The organism is Microcoleus sp. C2D2, assembly GCF_036702495.1.
Taxonomy (GTDB): domain Bacteria; phylum Cyanobacteriota; class Cyanobacteriia; order Cyanobacteriales; family Microcoleaceae; genus Microcoleus.
In genome coordinates, this window is sequence record NZ_JAUBTO010000027.1 from 18760 (window position 1) to 34852 (window position 16093).

At 47.3% G+C, this 16093-nt stretch carries 14 protein-coding genes and 1 pseudogene; 9 read left to right on the plus strand and 6 right to left on the minus strand.

Annotation, left to right across the window (positions count from 1 at the left end):
• Positions 1 to 588 precede the first annotated feature (588 nt).
• On the plus strand, positions 589 to 2703 hold the full coding sequence (locus QUB61_RS11550) for a cytochrome c peroxidase (protein ID WP_333133816.1): 2115 nt from the start codon (positions 589 to 591) through the stop codon (positions 2701 to 2703).
• Positions 2704 to 3256: 553 nt separating this feature from the next.
• Here QUB61_RS11550 and QUB61_RS11555 read toward each other — a convergent pair.
• From QUB61_RS11555 to QUB61_RS11565, 3 genes are all read right to left on the minus strand, one after another.
• Entirely contained in the window at positions 3257 to 3427 is a 171-nt protein-coding gene (locus QUB61_RS11555) for a hypothetical protein (RefSeq protein WP_333130816.1), read from the minus strand.
• Between the two features lie 799 nt (positions 3428 to 4226).
• Positions 4227 to 6206, minus strand: coding sequence for a calcium-binding protein (locus tag QUB61_RS11560; RefSeq protein WP_333130814.1), 1980 nt, complete (start codon positions 6204 to 6206; stop codon positions 4227 to 4229).
• A gap of 463 nt (positions 6207 to 6669) precedes the next feature.
• Entirely contained in the window at positions 6670 to 7803 is a 1134-nt protein-coding gene (locus QUB61_RS11565; protein WP_333130812.1) for a cob(I)yrinic acid a,c-diamide adenosyltransferase, read from the minus strand.
• A gap of 227 nt (positions 7804 to 8030) precedes the next feature.
• On the opposite strand from QUB61_RS11565, the gene fraC reads away from it, so the two are divergent.
• The 5 genes from fraC (at position 8031) to larE (ending at position 12516) form a co-directional block, all read left to right on the plus strand.
• Positions 8031 to 8549, plus strand: coding sequence for a filament integrity protein FraC (gene fraC, locus QUB61_RS11570; protein ID WP_333130810.1), 519 nt, complete (start codon positions 8031 to 8033; stop codon positions 8547 to 8549).
• 5 nt (positions 8550 to 8554) lie between these two features.
• Complete coding sequence (locus QUB61_RS11575; protein ID WP_333130808.1) at positions 8555 to 9553, plus strand: DUF5357 family protein; 999 nt, start codon at positions 8555 to 8557, stop codon at positions 9551 to 9553.
• A gap of 241 nt (positions 9554 to 9794) precedes the next feature.
• On the plus strand, positions 9795 to 10568 hold the full coding sequence (locus QUB61_RS11580) for an ABC transporter permease (protein ID WP_333130806.1): 774 nt from the start codon (positions 9795 to 9797) through the stop codon (positions 10566 to 10568).
• A 162-nt stretch (positions 10569 to 10730) separates the two neighbouring features.
• On the plus strand, positions 10731 to 11552 hold the full coding sequence (locus QUB61_RS11585; RefSeq protein WP_333130804.1) for a Uma2 family endonuclease: 822 nt from the start codon (positions 10731 to 10733) through the stop codon (positions 11550 to 11552).
• A gap of 136 nt (positions 11553 to 11688) precedes the next feature.
• Positions 11689 to 12516 carry an ATP-dependent sacrificial sulfur transferase LarE gene (gene larE / locus QUB61_RS11590; RefSeq protein WP_333130802.1) on the plus strand — a complete coding sequence of 276 codons (828 nt, stop codon included), beginning with the start codon at positions 11689 to 11691 and terminating at the stop codon, positions 12514 to 12516.
• Here the strand turns inward: larE and QUB61_RS11595 are convergent, their stop codons facing one another.
• From QUB61_RS11595 to QUB61_RS11600, 3 genes are read right to left on the minus strand one after another with little or no spacing between them, the layout of a single operon-like run.
• Complete coding sequence (locus QUB61_RS11595) at positions 12517 to 12975, minus strand: hypothetical protein (RefSeq protein ID WP_333130800.1); 459 nt, start codon at positions 12973 to 12975, stop codon at positions 12517 to 12519. It abuts the gene before it with no gap.
• 5 nt (positions 12976 to 12980) lie between these two features.
• Entirely contained in the window at positions 12981 to 13130 is a 150-nt protein-coding gene (locus QUB61_RS39845; RefSeq protein ID WP_445173073.1) for a polymorphic toxin type 24 domain-containing protein, read from the minus strand.
• A gap of 18 nt (positions 13131 to 13148) precedes the next feature.
• The gene (locus QUB61_RS11600) at positions 13149 to 13304 is read right to left on the minus strand and encodes a hypothetical protein (RefSeq protein WP_333130798.1); all 156 of its coding nucleotides are present in this window, start codon (positions 13302 to 13304) and stop codon (positions 13149 to 13151) included.
• A gap of 331 nt (positions 13305 to 13635) precedes the next feature.
• Here QUB61_RS11600 and QUB61_RS11605 point away from each other — a divergent pair, with 331 nt between their 5' ends.
• The 3 genes and pseudogenes from QUB61_RS11605 to QUB61_RS11615 form a co-directional block, all read left to right on the plus strand.
• Complete coding sequence (locus QUB61_RS11605; protein WP_333130796.1) at positions 13636 to 14262, plus strand: DUF4178 domain-containing protein; 627 nt, start codon at positions 13636 to 13638, stop codon at positions 14260 to 14262.
• A gap of 8 nt (positions 14263 to 14270) precedes the next feature.
• Positions 14271 to 15719, plus strand: a complete 1449-nt coding sequence (locus QUB61_RS11610) for a spermine/spermidine synthase domain-containing protein (RefSeq protein WP_333130794.1) — start codon at positions 14271 to 14273, stop codon at positions 15717 to 15719.
• Positions 15709 to 16093: pseudogene (locus QUB61_RS11615) on the plus strand (hypothetical protein); the annotation flags it as partial. The gene QUB61_RS11610 and the pseudogene QUB61_RS11615, both read left to right, overlap by 11 nt.

Sequence of the window (16093 nt, forward strand, 5' to 3'; positions counted from 1 at the left end):
ATAGTCCGGACTATTTTTATAACCTCGTCTGAAACCCTTGATTTTCCGTTAGGAAGTCGATGGCGCAATCGCCCGGAAACCCTAATTTTACGGTTGGCAATCACCCACTGTCCGAAGTATTGTTAATAAGTGTACCAATTAAAAATTATTTATGCGATTCTTTGCCAAATTATAGCTACTCCAGCCAATCCCAACAATACAAGTGTCAGCCGATCGCCCCACCGCACCTCTAACGAAATATCCACTCTTCCGATCTATCGCTACTAAAATCTGCCCCTACCTTCTGAACCAGCCACACGGCTCGAGTTTGGCTGATAAGTGGTGCCTGTGGCTATTTGCAGCATCCAATACAATTCACATGGGTGCGGGTGGTAATTTAATTAGAGTAAGATAAGTTATTCAAGCAACATATCCGCCGCCGTCTCAAGTTTACGATCGGAATGCTATTCAAGCATTTGAGGACTCTGTTTTGGACAACTCTATGTAGGAGCCAAACAAATAAGCAAAATGTTGAAAAAATTCATTGGGATGCATCTAACTAATCTCTTTCGGTTGGTAGCAAAGTGGCTTAAGCGAACAAGCAACATTATGGCAATCGCTACAGTTGTCGCTGTTGCCATCTTAGCCGGACACACAACATCGGCTCAACTCGCCGCTGCTTCCGAACCGTCTGAAGCGCTGGCTTCGCTTAAAACCGTAGCAGTCCCTGAGCCAACAAACTTAGGAGAATTCGTCAAAGACAAAAAGGCTGCAACTGTCTTAGGAAAAGCTTTGTTCTGGGATATGCAGGTGGGCAGCAACGGACTCCAGTCTTGCGCCACTTGCCACTTTCACGCTGGAGTTGATAGTCGTGATAAGAACCAGCTCAGCCCAGGGCTGTTGCGGGTAAATGCCAGCGGTGGGTCAGATCCAGACATTACGTTTAATGCAGGTAAGGGTCCCAACTCTGTTCTGGTGCCAGCGGACTTTCCGTTCCACAAGCTGGCAGACCCGAACTTGCGCTCCTCGCAAGTTCTAGCTGACAGCAACGATGTTGCAGGATCTCAAGGGGTAACTCTGACAAAATTCATCGATATTGTCCCTGGGAGTGCGGTCGATAAGGTAGAGGTTCAGCCAGATTCGATCTTTAAGGTCCAGGACATCAACGTGCGTCAGGTAACAGAGCGCAACACGCCCAGCACAATTAACGCTGTGTTTAACTTCCGCAACTTTTGGGACGGACGCGCCCAAAACGAATTTAATGGTGTGAATCCGTTTGGGTCAAGAGACCCAGGTGCGTATGTCCTGAAAGCACCCACAAAGCAATCCCCTCTGCAGCAGGTGAAAATTAGCCTGAAGAATTCATCGCTGGCGTCGCAGGCAGTGGGCCCACCGCTAAGCTCTGTGGAAGAGTCGGCAACGGGTCGGGTATTTGCTGATGTCGGGCAGAAGTTCGATCGGATTAAAGTCAAAAAGCTGCCTAGAGAGACGGGTAAAAAGCTGAAACAGCTACGGCCGCTTGGCAAACAGCTTGTGCATCCCCAAGACAGCGTTCTGGGCACCTTGAGCCGTTGGCCCGAACCCGGACTCAAACAGAAAAGTTACGAAAAAATGATTGAGGATGCGTTTCACCGGCAGTGGTGGGACTCGAAGCAAATCATCAAGGTTGATGCTACAGGAACTCGGTCTTTCAAGCAGCCGCAGGGAGCGTTGGCAACCGATGAGTTTACAATGATGGACTACAACTTCCCATTGTTTTTCGGATTAGCGATTCAACAGTACGAGTCCACCTTGATTTCTGACCGTGCACCCTTCGATCAATTTATGGAGGGAAACAGCAACGCGCTGACCGTACAGCAAAAGCAAGGCAAGGATCTGTTTGAAGGTAAAGCGGGGTGTATCAACTGTCACGTTGGGGCTGAATTTACTGGCGCCTCCGTCAACCATGTGCAGGATGAACGGATCGACCACCTGACGGTGGGAAGTGGTGGAGAAGCTGTCTATGACAATGGCTTCAACAATATTGGCGTTCGACCCACTTTGGAAGACTTGGGCGTGGGCGGCAAAGATCCTTTCGGCCATCCCCTTTCAGAATCGCGGCTAGCTCAGCAAGGACTCTTTGAGTCATTACTAAATGCAACTCCAAATGACACCGTCGGTCCAAATGAACCCATTGCAGCAGACGGTGCATTCAAAACGCCTGGACTGCGGAATGTTGAGTTGACTGCTCCCTACTTCCACAACGGTGGGCAACTCACCTTGCGGCAGGTCGTTGATTTCTACAATCGAGGCGGGGATTTTCATGAGAACAACATTGACAATGTCGATGCTGACATCCACAGCCTAGGACTCAGCGAGGCAGAGAAAACGTCTTTGGTCGCATTCCTTGTATCTCTGACCGACGAGCGCGTTCGCTATGAGCGTGCCCCGTTCGATCATCCACAACTGTTTGTGACGAATGGGCATCCCGGAGATCGGAACGCCGTGACCAATGATGGCACAGGGCAAGCTACCACAACACTGGTAGAGTTGCCTGCGGTGGGTGCCAACGGGACGAGCGATCCTCAACCAAACTTCTTGGGCGTTTCCCCGGAGCTATCGACGACAACGATTACTCCGCCATCATCAAAGAATCCACTTGAGGGAAGCATTACTGAGCAAGACTGTCCACCCGGCTCAAAACCTAAGTTTGTCAGCGGAGGATATATGTGTGTCGCTAAGTAATGATGGACTGCGGTATTGAACACCGCTTTAAAGGGGATTACCAGGCGATTTTCGCGTTGAAGCCTGAGAAAACCCATGCAGCGCGATCGTGAAATCTATCGCAATCCCCTTTGAGTCCTCAACTTAACCGTTAAAATCCCCAACTTCTTAAAGAGGTTGGGGATTTTGTATTCATCGCTTGAGTGTGGAGCCTGGGGGGGTGACAAAGAGGCTATTGAGATAGACCGAATCAGGGTTGCAGCCCGCATACCTTGTTGATAAAAGCGGCGTTTATTTCGAGTTAACTTGATTAACTGTTCCACCTCATCCGAATATTGTTCGAGATAATTAACCCACTTTTCTCCATCTTGCGCCTACACCAAATGTACTCCGTCTTCGATATCTTTTTTTAGGTTCTGGACGCCGAAATACATATTTTCCTACCTGCTTTTTCCTCAGCTCAGTGCCTTCAAATATTGCCGAACTGTAGGCTAGTGTCACGAGCAGAATTATGTTAATCAGTCGGTTTCCTTTTAAGCTAGTTCCTTCCCGATTGTAGCCGATTGTTTTACAATCAAGGGAACATTTCTTCAATGCCCATCCGTTGCTTGTAAGCATCGATAGCTGCAGGAAATGACCCTAAATCTGTGAGAATAAACCACGCTTCATCAACCTGCCCGGCTCCTGAGTTTCTTTTCCACTTACAAGCAACATCAAATCCAGTGGCAGGCTGAGTTTTTCTCACTCTTTTACCTTGAAAATATAAAGAAGTTCCACAGCATGATTCCTAATTCATCTAACCGTTGCCAAACTAAATGTTCTATTTCGATACAATGATTCCTCTTCAGTCTTAAGCAAAAAGACACACCCTTTTGGGACCGCCAGAATCCTTGCGTCGATCTCCCAAAATTCACGACCGACTAAAACGATGACTTTATCTTCTGAAAATAATGGTAAAACAAGCTGTAGATTTGTAGTTTGTTCCTCGAAGTTGCTGCTGCCAAATTTGGGCAACAATTACCAGTATAACGGAATTGCTCTTCGCTCCCAGATTAAGCTAACCATGAAGAGATTAATACACCCCCATTGACCTAGGAGCGATTGCGATCGATCGGCTTTGACCAACACGGCAATAAGTGGTCAACTAATAAGTAATTAATGGGAACCCAATTAATTCGTTAGCAGAGCCCTCGAAGAGGATCGCTCTCGTGAGGTAAATCTAAAAATCTTTGTAATTTACGTCGCCGACTTTCGGCTGTAATTAAACAGGGAAAAGACGAGGGAGAACCGTTACTAACTATGGGTTTGGGGCGGGTTGTCACCCCCCCAGATTAAAATTACCAATCAATCTAAAATCTAAAATCTAAAATCTAAAATCTAAAATCTAAAATCTAAAATCTAAAATCTAAAATCTAAAATTGCCCCATGCTCATGCCCACAAAAAAGCCAGGGATGGATATCCCCAGCTCGAAACATAGCACAATTAGTTTTGAGAGTTCGTAGGGCGATCGTTTCAGAATCGACCCCACCCACTTTTACCCAAATTAAATCAGGGTAATGTCAGAAGCCGTAACGCCCGGTCTGCCATTCAGAACTGCCAGCGTAACGCCTGGGTTAGAACCACCAACACCGTCAGTGTCAAATCCTAGTCGTCCGGTTGCATTTTCATAAAAGAGGAACGGTTGGTTCGCAGCCGCCCCGGCTGGACCAAAACTGCCAGTGTAAGCCCCACTCTCAAGCACCAAGAACGACCTCGCAGAAAGTCGATTCGTACCTTCCACTGCACTCAAGCCGGGGAAGCCGTTGAACTGGAAGATAAACTTGTCTTGACCGACCGTAAAGTCGCCGATTTGGTCTGGCTGACTACCCAATGCGCCGCCGGTGCCGGTGCCAACGGTGACGCCCTCGCCGAAGTTGTTGTAGTAGAAGCTGTCATTGCCAATGCCACCAATCAGCGTGTCAGCACCAGGCCCGCCGGCAAGAGAGTCGTTACCGTCGCCCCCGATCACATAGTCGTTCCCAAAGCCGCTCAACACCGTGTCGTTTCCGGCACCGGCATCTAAGGTATCGTCCCCGTCAACTCCTGGGGTGATAAGATTGGTGGGGCCGCCGAACAGTATGTCATCGCCAGCACCGGTAGTTATGGAATCCCTGCCGTTGCCACCAGTGATGAAGTTGCTACCTAAGTTATCAGTAATGACGTTTGGCGTTGTCAGACCGGTAAAGTTGACACCAGTAGCATAGGAGATGGTGTCGTTACCGCCAAACGTGCCAATTAATCGATCGCGCGTGGTGCCAAACACGATGCTGTCATTTCCTTCACCGCCGTTCATGAAGTTGGTGACGCCAGCGCTGGTGTTGCCAATTAACAGATCGCTGCCGATCCCGCCCTCGAGAGTAATCAGCGCAGCAGTAGTACCGCCAAAATTGGCAAAAGAAGCATTGAGCGTATCGTTGCCTTCTGCACCGGAGGCTTGAGTAAAGAGGCCGCTCAAGCTGTCATTGCCTTCGCCGCCGACCATTGAATCCGTCGAAAAAGCTGCAACGATCGTGTCGTTGCCCACTCCGCCGTCGAGCAAGTTGCGACCCGCGAAGCCTGGAAATGAACTCGATGCGCCTACACTCGAAAATGTAGTCACCGTCGCCGACACGATGAAGTCGTCGCCGGCACCTCCCTGCGCGGTATCAGAAGTGGCAAAAACCCTGATCGTGTCGTTGCCGTCACCGCCCTCAAAGAAGTTTCTGCCGCCGCCAAACTCGCCGATGGGGCCGTAGAGAGAATCGTTGCCCGCACCGCCAATCAAGCTGGTTCTCTCAATGCCGACCGTGAAGACGGTCGTACCAAACGCGCTAGTTTGCGTAGTGTTGGTAATGACTAAGATGTCGTCGTCAAGGTCGCCGGACAGGTAGCTGCTGCTGGCCACACCTCTTAGGGTGTCGTTGCCTCTACCGCCAAAGAGACTGTCTCTTACATTGATACCTACAACTAAGTCGTCGCCCAAATCACCCCGCAAGTAGTTGCTGCCTTCATTGCCAGCGAAGCCAATACCCAAGGCACCCTCTAAAGAGAGGTTGTTGCCACCGCCTGCGATGAAGAAGCCGAGCGCGTCATTGCCCTTGCCGCCGTAGAGGGTGTCTCTTCTCTGCGCCCCTCCCAGCAACGTATCTTCCCCCTGATTACCATATATCTGGTTAGCTTCGACACTACCTTGCAGGAAGTCGTCTCCCTCACCGCCGACAATGGTAGCGGGGGCTTCAGCGACTATGATGTCATTGCCTGCGTCGCCAAACAGCAAAGCCGGAGTCCGCTGGGATCTGATTGAGTCTTCGTCATCGCCGCCGTACAGTGTATCGTTCGGGCCAACTGAAATCAGAGTATCGTTATCGGCTTGGCCAAATATTAAGCTGCCGCCCAGGGTGGAAGTTCTAACGAAATCCGCCCCGCCTCCGGCGAAGATTGTATCCGGGCCCAGTCCCGGAAGGTTTAAATCTAGTTGATTAGAATCGTCATTTAACGTTGTCATACAGCTTCACTCCTCTACTTGTTGGTCATCGCTTGTGCGACTACAGACACTGCCTAGAACACCGAATGTTTGGATGCCGCTGTAGTTTAACCTGTTTGCCAGCCGCAAGTCTAGCCTACTGGCATTAACCCTGTCTAGACTTTCTCCCTCGCGGACTTTTTGCTTGTAAGCTTTTATTTTCAATGTCTCCACCCTTTAATAACCCTTTTGCACAGTCTCAGGTGCTCACGCTCCTGAAGACGCGGCTCATATTCTTAATGTTCCATTCTGGATTGGCGGTCGGGGAGCGCGTCCGGCGGAGGAAATTAAAGATTAAAAAAGGCAGATCTGGGTGATCGGGAAGACAAGGGAAATTGGGAGATTTGTTACTTGGTAACAAGGCTTTGTGGCAATGGACCGTTTTCCAGGCAGGGCCGTCATTTAATAATTCTGGCCCGGATCGAACCGAGTACCGCTCCGGGCTTTAAAAGTCTACGCCCCGCTTTAGTTCTACGCCCCGATCGCCGTAGTGTTTGTGACAGTATACCTCGGAGTGTACGCTTGCCAAGTCAAAGTAAGCGTGGGGTTTGTGGCAGCGCCCGGTGATAATAATTTCTGTATCCCGCGGCTTGCGTAGCAAGGCTTCTACGATCGGCTCTACTGGCAGCAGTTCTAAGTCTACTGTGGGATTGAGTTCGTCGAGAATAATCGTTTTGTACCAGCCACTGGCGATCGCACATTTGGCGATTTCCCAGCCGCGTTCCGCTTCGATGCTGTCTAACTCTTGCTGTTGTCCCCGCCAAACTATAGCATCCCGGCCGCACCGCTGGTGGTCTACTAGCTGCGGGTAGCTTTGCCGCAAAGCGGAGATCGCCGCATCTTCTGTATAACCGGTGCCGCCTTTGAGCCACTGCACGATTAACACGCGGTGAGATTGGTCTTGACTGATACCCCTACCTATTGCCTGTAAAGCTTTGCCCAAAGCGCTCGTAGACTTCCCTTTGCCCGCTCCCGTGTATATTTCGATACCTGAAATATGATGCTCTGCCGCTGCGGGGTGATAGTGGGGCTTCATTTCTGAGTGCAAGTCGGCAATATCCAGCAAAGCTTCGGGGGCCGCTCGGCCTGTGGCGATTATTTCTAAATATTCTGGTTTGTTTTTGAGGGTTTGGACTACTTCCTCAACTGGCAGCAAACCCAAGTCCAATACGGGGTTTAGTTCGTCTAGTACCACCACGGAATAGAGCTCGCTGGCGATCGCTCCTTTGGCGATATCCCAGCCTCGCTGAGCTTCTGCGCGATCGAAGCGGGTGATTGCTTCGGCCCCAAAATATTCGGCTCTGCCGGTGCGCACTTGGTCGATCAAGTGCGGAAATGCCCGTTGCAACGCTTCTATTGCCCCGTCTTCGTCGTAGGAGCGGCCGGGGCCTTTGAGAAAGCGCAGTAACAAAACTCGCGTGGGCGAGTCAGAATTGATACCCAGCCCGATCGAGCGCAACACTACTCCCAAAGCTGCCTGAGACTTGCCTTTACCGGCGCCATCGTAGACGTGAATCTGACCGGAGGCGCGTTCCGACCGGGATGAGGCTGTCCGAATACCAATGCCATTCCTTACCATAATCAGCAGTTATTTGAGTCTGTATCGGGGTGGGTATTCGATCGCGCCCCTTGAATGTTTAATTTTTCCATTCTGTTGGCGGATCTCAAAAGATTATACGATAAGTCCTAACGCCCTATTTTTTAAGCAGCGATCGAACGCAATCAGCGACTCCTACCTGCCGTTAAGATTATTCCGCTTGTGCTGTACAATTAAAATTTAACACGGACTGATATACCTGAAGGCTTATGATTGCGAGTGTTTTCCCATTTCGGACTGTTTTGGTACAAATTTTAATTATGTTTTTGGCGATCGCAATCGAATCGTGGTTTCTGCAAAAACTACTTAAACTAGGTCCCAAAACCAGCGTTGAATATACAGCCATCCTCAATCTATCTTGCGCTTGCGTAGGCTGGTTAGTTTTCTTCGGCATTGAAAGCGTTCTTCCCAAAGATTTGCGGGAACAGCTTATTGGTTATATTTTATTAGGTCGATGGCAGGATGTTTACGCTCCACTAACTATGATAGCAGTCTCAGTATTGGCAGTAAGTTTTATAGCTAAATGGCAGGGATTAGAAATCATAGAAAACATGGTTTTAGGCAATAAAAAAGCTTCCAAACCTCAGTTTTTCGGACCGCCAACCCTCACCCGCCGTCCTCCCAAAAGAACTTTTCAAGTAACTACCCAGTTTGGTGGAATTTTAATCGCCCACACTGTTAGCAATGTCGTTATTTTAACCGTGTTGTTTTTGCAAAGCGTCTATTGAAATCTATGATGAAGCAATTTATTGATGTCACTCAGCAACTCACTAAGCTGACGAACAACCTTTGGGAAACCAATAAAAAAATCCAAAAGGCGATAATTCCGCCTAAAGTTGTCCACTGGAAGACGCCTTTACTGCTCAGCATCTTTTTAGCTTTGCTGACAGTGGCGGCAGTCACTGACAGGGGGACGAGAACTCTGCTTTTTGATATGAGCTGGTTATTTTTTACACTTTCAATGGGTTTGCTGACCAGCCAGCAACCTTTTGTGATTAACAGAGTAAGTCTTAGTCCGTGGGTGACAAGCATCTTAATTGGCTTGTGGTTGCTGATAAGATTGCCGTCGGATAAGAAGGAAATCGCATGGATATCCGGCCCACTTATAGCAGTAGTAGTTCTTGCTATCATAGATGTTTGGAAGAGCGAGTCAAAACGGGAAGCTATCAGGTCGTTGGTGCGCCCTCAGTTTTTGATGATTACCCTAGTTCACCTGCTTTTTTCCTGTTGGTTTGCCTTTCACTTTTTAATTCAAGGTTGGATACAACAATATCCGAGCGTTTTATCGCAGGATTTTAGGCAAAGCGATTATGTGGTGACATTTCAACAGCCAACTATTAATCGCTCCCGAGGAGTTGTCATCCTCAATGCAATGGAGCGATACCTGCGAACTGAAGCTCGCACAAAACCGTGGCCGCAGGTAGAGCAAATGTTAATAGATATTGACAACGAGCGCTTTTTTCTGAAGAATCAAGCCTTACAAACAACTGGTTTTGTCCCAGAAGATGCGAGCTGGGATGTCAAAACTTCGATCGTCCAAGGAGCGTCCCGCTATCAGTTAGAGATGCAGGCAACTTGGCTGGGGCTGGTTTTTAGACCGGAAATATATTCGTTTACCAAATCTTGCGAGGTGTTCGATATAGGCAATAGGGCGACTGTAACCTGCGATGCGATCAAACGCTCTCAACCCGGACAGAAAAAAGATGGAACTGCGGGAGACAGTCAAGTTTGAGCCTGTCTCCTGCAGTTAGGAGAGTGTCCCAGAAGAAAGGGTCCGAGGAGGAGATGGGGAGAGTGTCCGAGCCCGAGAGTGTCCGATGGGGAGAGTGTCCGATGGGGGAGAATCTTGCCTCGAACCTCGGACTTCTTCCCTCAACATCCACTCCGTTAAATCCCGATTCACTGCGCGTTGCCGCCCTTCATTCTTCCTTATATTAAAGTATGGCGAAAGTTTCCAGCGGGTTAATAACTAGATGAATTTAAGAAGAATCTTGACAGTCGCGACTAATGTATTTTGGGAAGTAATTCGCGATCGCATCTTTTACTTAATTATTATTTTTGCTCTGTTGATGGGAGCCTCGGTACGGTTGATACCGGAATTGGCGGCGACAACCGAGAAGAAAATTATCTTAGATGTCGGTTTGGCTGCTATGAGCATTCTCGGTCTAATTGCCACAGTTTTTGTGGCTACCGGATTGGTCAACAAAGAAATTGAAAAGCGCACTGTTTACCTGTTAGTTGCTAAGCCGATAAGTCGGGCTGAGTTAATTGTGGGCAAGCACTTAGGGCTGTCGGCGGTGCTGGCGGTGCTTGTAGCGGCAATGACTGTTATCTATCTGGCTATTCTGAGTTTGAGCCGCATTCCTTTCCCTTTGGAAAGCATTTTAATAGCTTCGTTGTTTGTCTGGTTTGAGCTGTGTCTGATGGCCGGTGTCGGGATTTTATTTGGGGTTTTTAGCAGTTCGCTGCTGGCAACTTTACTGACATTTGGCGTTTATTTGATGGGACATTCGACGCGGGATTTAGTGGCTTTGGGCAAGTTAACTAAAAATCCTGGCATTGAACAATTGATGATGGGACTTTATCTGGTTTTGCCGGATTTAGCCAGATTCAATTTGAGAAATGATGCTGTTTACGGACAAGTACCTTACTTGGCGGGTTTGATTACAGATGCTGGGTACGGTTTGCTGTATGTGGTGCTGCTGCTGTCAGTTGCGATCGCCATATTTTCCCGTAGGGAATTTTAAAGCGCGCATTCGGCACCTTCAGGGTAATTGTTTGTAGTGAGGACTAAAGTCCTTACTACAAACCAATTTTATTATCGACTTAGCGCGCTAAGATATAGACAAGGTTATCGATCGCCAATCTCGACTAAAACTCAAACTTTTATTGGTAAAATGAGGTGACTTATGACTACTGTAATTCACAAACCGATATCCCAGCTCAAGATTACTTGGCCGCTGCTACCCGATGATTTCATCCTACCAGACGACCCCGTGGAAAATATAGAACATCCTTTAATCTCTAACGGTTTGCGCCAGTCTGTAGTGGATGCCCCGGAACTAATGCAAGACGCACTAATAGTTTCTAATTTTGCTTTGTGCGCTGCTGTGGACGATCGCACTATTTGCAAAGCCCCAGACTGGATGTACGTGCAGCCGGTTCAACCTTGGCCTCACAACTATCCCCGCCGCAGTTACACGCCTCATACCGAAGGAACTGTCCCTTTTGTAGTGATGGAATTTCTATCAGCTACTTACGGCGATGAATACTCTGTCGAACACACAGAAGAAATCGGCAAGTGGTTTTTTTACGAACAAGTAATCAAAGTTCCTCGCTATGTCATTTTTCGACCGCATACAGGCAGAATAGAAGTTTATGCGCTAGAATCAGAGCGTTATGAAAATCAAAATCCTGATGAAAACGGCCGTTATTTAATACCTGGATTAAATCTATTTTTAGGAGTGTGGCAGGGAACTCGCGAAGGTAGAACGGGATATTGGCTGCGCTGGTGGACGGAGGGCGGAGAACTGCTTTTGTGGCCGGAAGAAAGGGCAGAAAATGAACGCCAGCGGGCAGAAGATGAACGCCAGCGGGCAGAAAATGAACGCCAGCGAGCCGATCGCCAACAGCAAGACAAAGAGTTAGCCGAGACGCTGCTGGAACAGGAAAGACAGCGAAATCAAGAACTTTTGGCTCGATTGGCAGCCCTCGGTATCGATCCAGAATAGAATTAGAAGTCCGATGGAAATCGGAAGAAGGAAGAGGTTCCAGGGAAGAAGGAAACCCGATCGAGATCTGCTTTCTTCATCCTTCTTTCTTGAGTCTGCTTTCTTACTCCTATGTTTGTAACAAAAAGTTGAAATTATGTTAGTAGAAAAACTCGAACAATTAAAAGATATTTTCGCACAGATGGAACGGGCTTTGATTGCCTACTCCGGCGGAATTGACAGCACTTTGGTGGCAAAAATCGCTTTTGATGTGTTGGGCGATCGCGCTTTGGCAGTGACGGCAGTTTCCCCGTCTTTACTGCCAGAAGATTTAGAAGATGCGCGCATTCAAGCAGCAGAAATTGGGATTGCCCACCAGGAAGTACAAACTCAGGAAATGGCAAATCCAAATTACACTTCTAACCCGGTTAACCGCTGCTATTTCTGCAAAAGCGAACTGCACGATACTTTGAAACCCCTAGCACTAGCAAAGGGTTATCCTTATGTCGTGGACGGGGTTAATGCTGACGATTTAAAGGATTACCGTCCCGGAATTCAGGCTGCGAAGGAACGCGGCGCGCGATCGCCTTTAGCAGAAGTAGGCATGACTAAATTGGAAGTGCGGCAGTTGGCTAAAGAATTGGGTTTGCCTTGGTGGGACAAACCGGCTCAACCTTGTTTGAGTTCGCGCTTTCCTTACGGCGAAGAAATCACCGTTGGAAAGTTGCAAAGAGTGGGGCGCGCTGAACGCTATTTGCGACAGTTGGGACTGAAAAATTTGCGCGTGCGATCGGATGGAGATACGGCGCGCATTGAGTTACCCGCAGAGGAGATTCAGGAGTTTGTGGTAAATACGGATTTGCCTGCATTGGTAGCGGTGTTTCAGGAGTTTGGTTTTGTGTACGCGACTTTGGATTTGGAGGGGTTTCGCAGCGGCAAATTAAATCAGGTTTTGCAGCCGGAATTGTTGGGGGCGAAAGGTTGATTAATTGTCTTGAAAAAATGTAACTACCACCGTGTGTTCGTCCCCACTGCATTTAACTTGAAAACGGCGCTGAGGATAAAGCGATTTTAGGCGACTTTCCCACATCTGAGCTAATGCTTGTCCCAAATACAATAAATTGTCAGTGCTAGCGTTTTCTGCACCGGGCAGAATGTCATCAACGTGCTGGTGGTTCATCACCTGCTCAATTGTAGCGACATCATTCCCCAGCTCGATTTTCCACTGTTCGTATATTTCACTGTTAAAGGCTTCGGACAAAAAGATACCGCCTTCATATTCGACAAAATCTGGCCAGAATAGTTTTGTGAAAGCTATGGCAATTTCAATGCTAGCAGCTCCAAAAAGATAATCCCACAGCGAGAAATCATCGCCGTTGGCTTTTTTCCACTGCTGGAAATCGCTTAGTTTATCTGCATTCAAGGATATTTGTTTGATGAACATAATTTCTAGGGTATTTCATCCAATCTAGCTGGCCTAACTGTTTTCTCAGCTTGCACGAAAATGTCTCCTGCTGAGTTTTGGTTGTATTTGTATTCAACGGCGTGAGGTGTCGGCACATTTGCATGAGCCTTTCCTGTCAAATCTACTCGCTTAATTGCCCGTCCGCTGTCATCCTAGACGATATAGCTGGTAATGTTTTTGCCATCCATGCGGTAGAGTAAGTTTCTGGCACCTGCTCCATCTAGAGGAAATCTCCCGCTTACCTGGGTTCCGACGGCTATAAGGGTGCTAGCGGGGATGCCAAATGTCCAGTCAACTGGTTTAGACATATATTAAGTCCTAAATTATTTTACCACCTCAGTTTTATATATGATTGATGCAGTTTTGGACATGGAAACAGGCAAAATCTTGACGGCTTATTGAACAAGAGTTTGATTTGAACTCTTCAGGGTGCCGACTTCTTAGAGAACTCGGGAAGCTGAGATCGTACAATCAGGCTTTAACAGTTATAATATCTCCATCGCGTAAAGTTTTATAACAAAAATAAGCCCTGATGGGCGAAAGTTTAAATAATAATGAAGCTAATAATCGATCGGTTGCTAATAATGGCTGCGAGCTAGTAAACTTGAAAAAAATACTTGATTAAATTGAAATATTTTGATGTCTACTGCGGTTCAAACTCAATTAGAACAGCTACAGGCGGGCGATCGCGTCGCATACCGGGGCGTCCGCTGGAAGGTCAAAGAGGCCAGCACCTACGCTGACGCTAACGGCTACGAAACAGCAGAATGGTTGCTGCGATCGCCCGACAATCAAGAAAATTATCTGCTGCGCGAAGTTGACCCGGCGAATCCAGAAACTATTGTCCGTTGGTATCTGGCGGAGGAAATTAGCAACCCCCAACTTTTTGCGCCCTATCCTCTTGAGAATACGGTCAATTACTTGTGGGAAAATATGCAGCAACTACAGCCGCCTTATCCCGAATTGCGACTGTTCGGCCGTTCTTATTACTTAGAGTCCCAAACAGAAGGAAATTATCAGGGACAAGCAGGGACAAGCAACCGCATTACTTGGGACTACTGGGACCGATCGCACCAGCAAAATTTAGCTATTGAAGCTTGGCCTTCTGGAGAATTGCACGTTTATTTGTCTAAGGTTGTCAATCCCGAAGACTTTTCGGCAATTGAAAAAGGCGCAGGTAAAAACTCTCGTGCTTTTCCTTGGGATCGGTTGATAGCTGCATCGCTCATTTTAATAATCGGGATTTACTTGCTAATATTTGGATAGCGGAAGAAATGCCAACTTCTTTATTTATTGAGCACCGCACTAACGGTCTAGCTTTCTACATCAACGGCGATTTGCAGTTCGATACTGGTGATGAAGCTGTTTATCACGAATATTTGGTCGTACCTGCTGTTGCTTTGGCAGTGCAGCGATTTCCTCAAACTAATTTGCGAGTCTTAATCTGCGGGGGAGGGGATGGATTGGCCGCGCGAGATGTGCTGCGTTTTGCTGAAGTTTGTGCCATTGATTTAGTAGATTTCAGTTCGGAAGTTATCGAAATAGCAAACACGGTATTTTTGCCGTACAATGGAGGAAGTTTGCAGAGCGATCGCGTGACGGTTCGCATCCAAGAAGCTTTTGAATTTGTGGTGGCTGTTCCAGATAATTCTTATCACGCTGTCATCTGCGATTTTACATATCCTAATACTGCTGAAGAGACGGCTATTTACAGCCGCGAATGGTTCCAAGAAATCAACAGAATTCTGATTCCCGACGGCATTGTTAGCACAAATGGAGTATCGCCGCAAAAATGCGCGCTGGGTTTTTGGTGTTTGTATCAAACTTTACTTTCAGCAGGCTTAACAGCAAAGCCGTTAGCAGTAAAAATACCTTCCTTTGAGGAATGCGGCTTCGGGATTTGGGGTTTCTTGTTAGGTTCGCCGGCGGCAATTAAGAGAGACGAACTAAAGTCGATCGCCCTGACCGATAGTTTACAATCTCTCACTCGCGAACAGTTGTTTAATAGCTTCAAGTTTCCTGAAAATATTGCTAAGTATCGCCGCGAGATAGCGCTCCACACCTTAACTTGTCCGCAACTGTTTTATTATTTGCTAAATCCAGGAATTCCATCGACACCAGCAGCCGAAAATATAGGTGAAATTGTAGATTTTCTTGACATTGAAGAATTAGGAATTGGAAAGTTAGCATCGCGCGATCGCCTCCAACTCGAATCAATTGTTAAAGCTTGGGTGGAACAAATTTATGAATCTCCCGACGCAGCAAATCACCAAGATTTTAGCAAATTCCTGCCCGTTCAACACCGCTACCACAGCCCGCAAATGGTTGAGGAGTGGCTGATATACTTGAAACAAGCCCTAGCAGAGGTAGATATTTCTCGCTTGCTGAAGGAATTGTTAGATCGATCGGCAGAACTTCCACCTAAGTTTGCCAACAATTTCAAGCAACTAGCAACACAAATTAAAACTGGTCAACCTTTATCCAAATTGCCGCCGCAAACAGCACAATTTATCATCACACTATCTGTCGTTTTATTACTGGCTAATTTATTGACACCCGACGCCGTATTTGCTAAAGGTTTTTACAGCGGTAGCAGTTCTTCATCCTCTAACTCTAGTGGAGGTGATGGTTCTGGTTTCACTAAAACTGTAGGTTTCATTAGCAGTATAGGTGCTTTATATTGGTTGTGGAATATTTTATTTAATAATTCCGATGATGAATAATTCGGCAGAAAATTGCGATTCTAGTTTGACGGTGAAGTCAAAATCTCAGTTAAGTATTAGGTTGCTGAATATCGAGGATCGAGATCTTTGGGATAATTTAGCAAAAACTGCACCTTTTGGATGTTTCATGCAGGGGTGGGCTTGGGCAGATTTTAAGGAATTGGAGGGATATAAAACATTTCGCTACGGTTTGTTTGAATTGACATCTTGCACAATTATTAAAAACGGGCAAGATGCCCGTTCCACAACACAGCAAGTTTTTTGTGGAACAGGCATCTTGCCTGTTGCTGATATGGATTGTGGAACAGGCATCTTGCCTGTTGCTGATATGGATTGTGGAACAGGCATCTTGCCTGTTGCTGATATGGATTGTG

What these genes read in the sequence shown, in the direction of transcription:
- QUB61_RS11560 (WP_333130814.1), bottom strand. Translation starts at nt 6,206, where the DNA reads ATGACAACGTTAAATGACGATTCTAATCAACTAGATTTAAACCTTCCG.
- QUB61_RS11585 (WP_333130804.1), top strand. Translation starts at nt 10,731, where the DNA reads ATGACTACTGTAATTCACAAACCGATATCCCAGCTCAAGATTACTTGG.
- QUB61_RS11550 (WP_333133816.1), top strand. Translation starts at nt 589, where the DNA reads ATGGCAATCGCTACAGTTGTCGCTGTTGCCATCTTAGCCGGACACACA.
- QUB61_RS11595 (WP_333130800.1), bottom strand. Translation starts at nt 12,975, where the DNA reads ATGTTCATCAAACAAATATCCTTGAATGCAGATAAACTAAGCGATTTC.
- larE (WP_333130802.1), top strand. Translation starts at nt 11,689, where the DNA reads ATGTTAGTAGAAAAACTCGAACAATTAAAAGATATTTTCGCACAGATG.
- QUB61_RS11605 (WP_333130796.1), top strand. Translation starts at nt 13,636, where the DNA reads ATGTCTACTGCGGTTCAAACTCAATTAGAACAGCTACAGGCGGGCGAT.
- fraC (WP_333130810.1), top strand. Translation starts at nt 8,031, where the DNA reads ATGATTGCGAGTGTTTTCCCATTTCGGACTGTTTTGGTACAAATTTTA.
- QUB61_RS11600 (WP_333130798.1), bottom strand. Translation starts at nt 13,304, where the DNA reads ATGTCTAAACCAGTTGACTGGACATTTGGCATCCCCGCTAGCACCCTT.
- QUB61_RS11580 (WP_333130806.1), top strand. Translation starts at nt 9,795, where the DNA reads ATGAATTTAAGAAGAATCTTGACAGTCGCGACTAATGTATTTTGGGAA.
- QUB61_RS11565 (WP_333130812.1), bottom strand. Translation starts at nt 7,803, where the DNA reads ATGGTAAGGAATGGCATTGGTATTCGGACAGCCTCATCCCGGTCGGAA.
- QUB61_RS11610 (WP_333130794.1), top strand. Translation starts at nt 14,271, where the DNA reads ATGCCAACTTCTTTATTTATTGAGCACCGCACTAACGGTCTAGCTTTC.
- QUB61_RS11575 (WP_333130808.1), top strand. Translation starts at nt 8,555, where the DNA reads ATGATGAAGCAATTTATTGATGTCACTCAGCAACTCACTAAGCTGACG.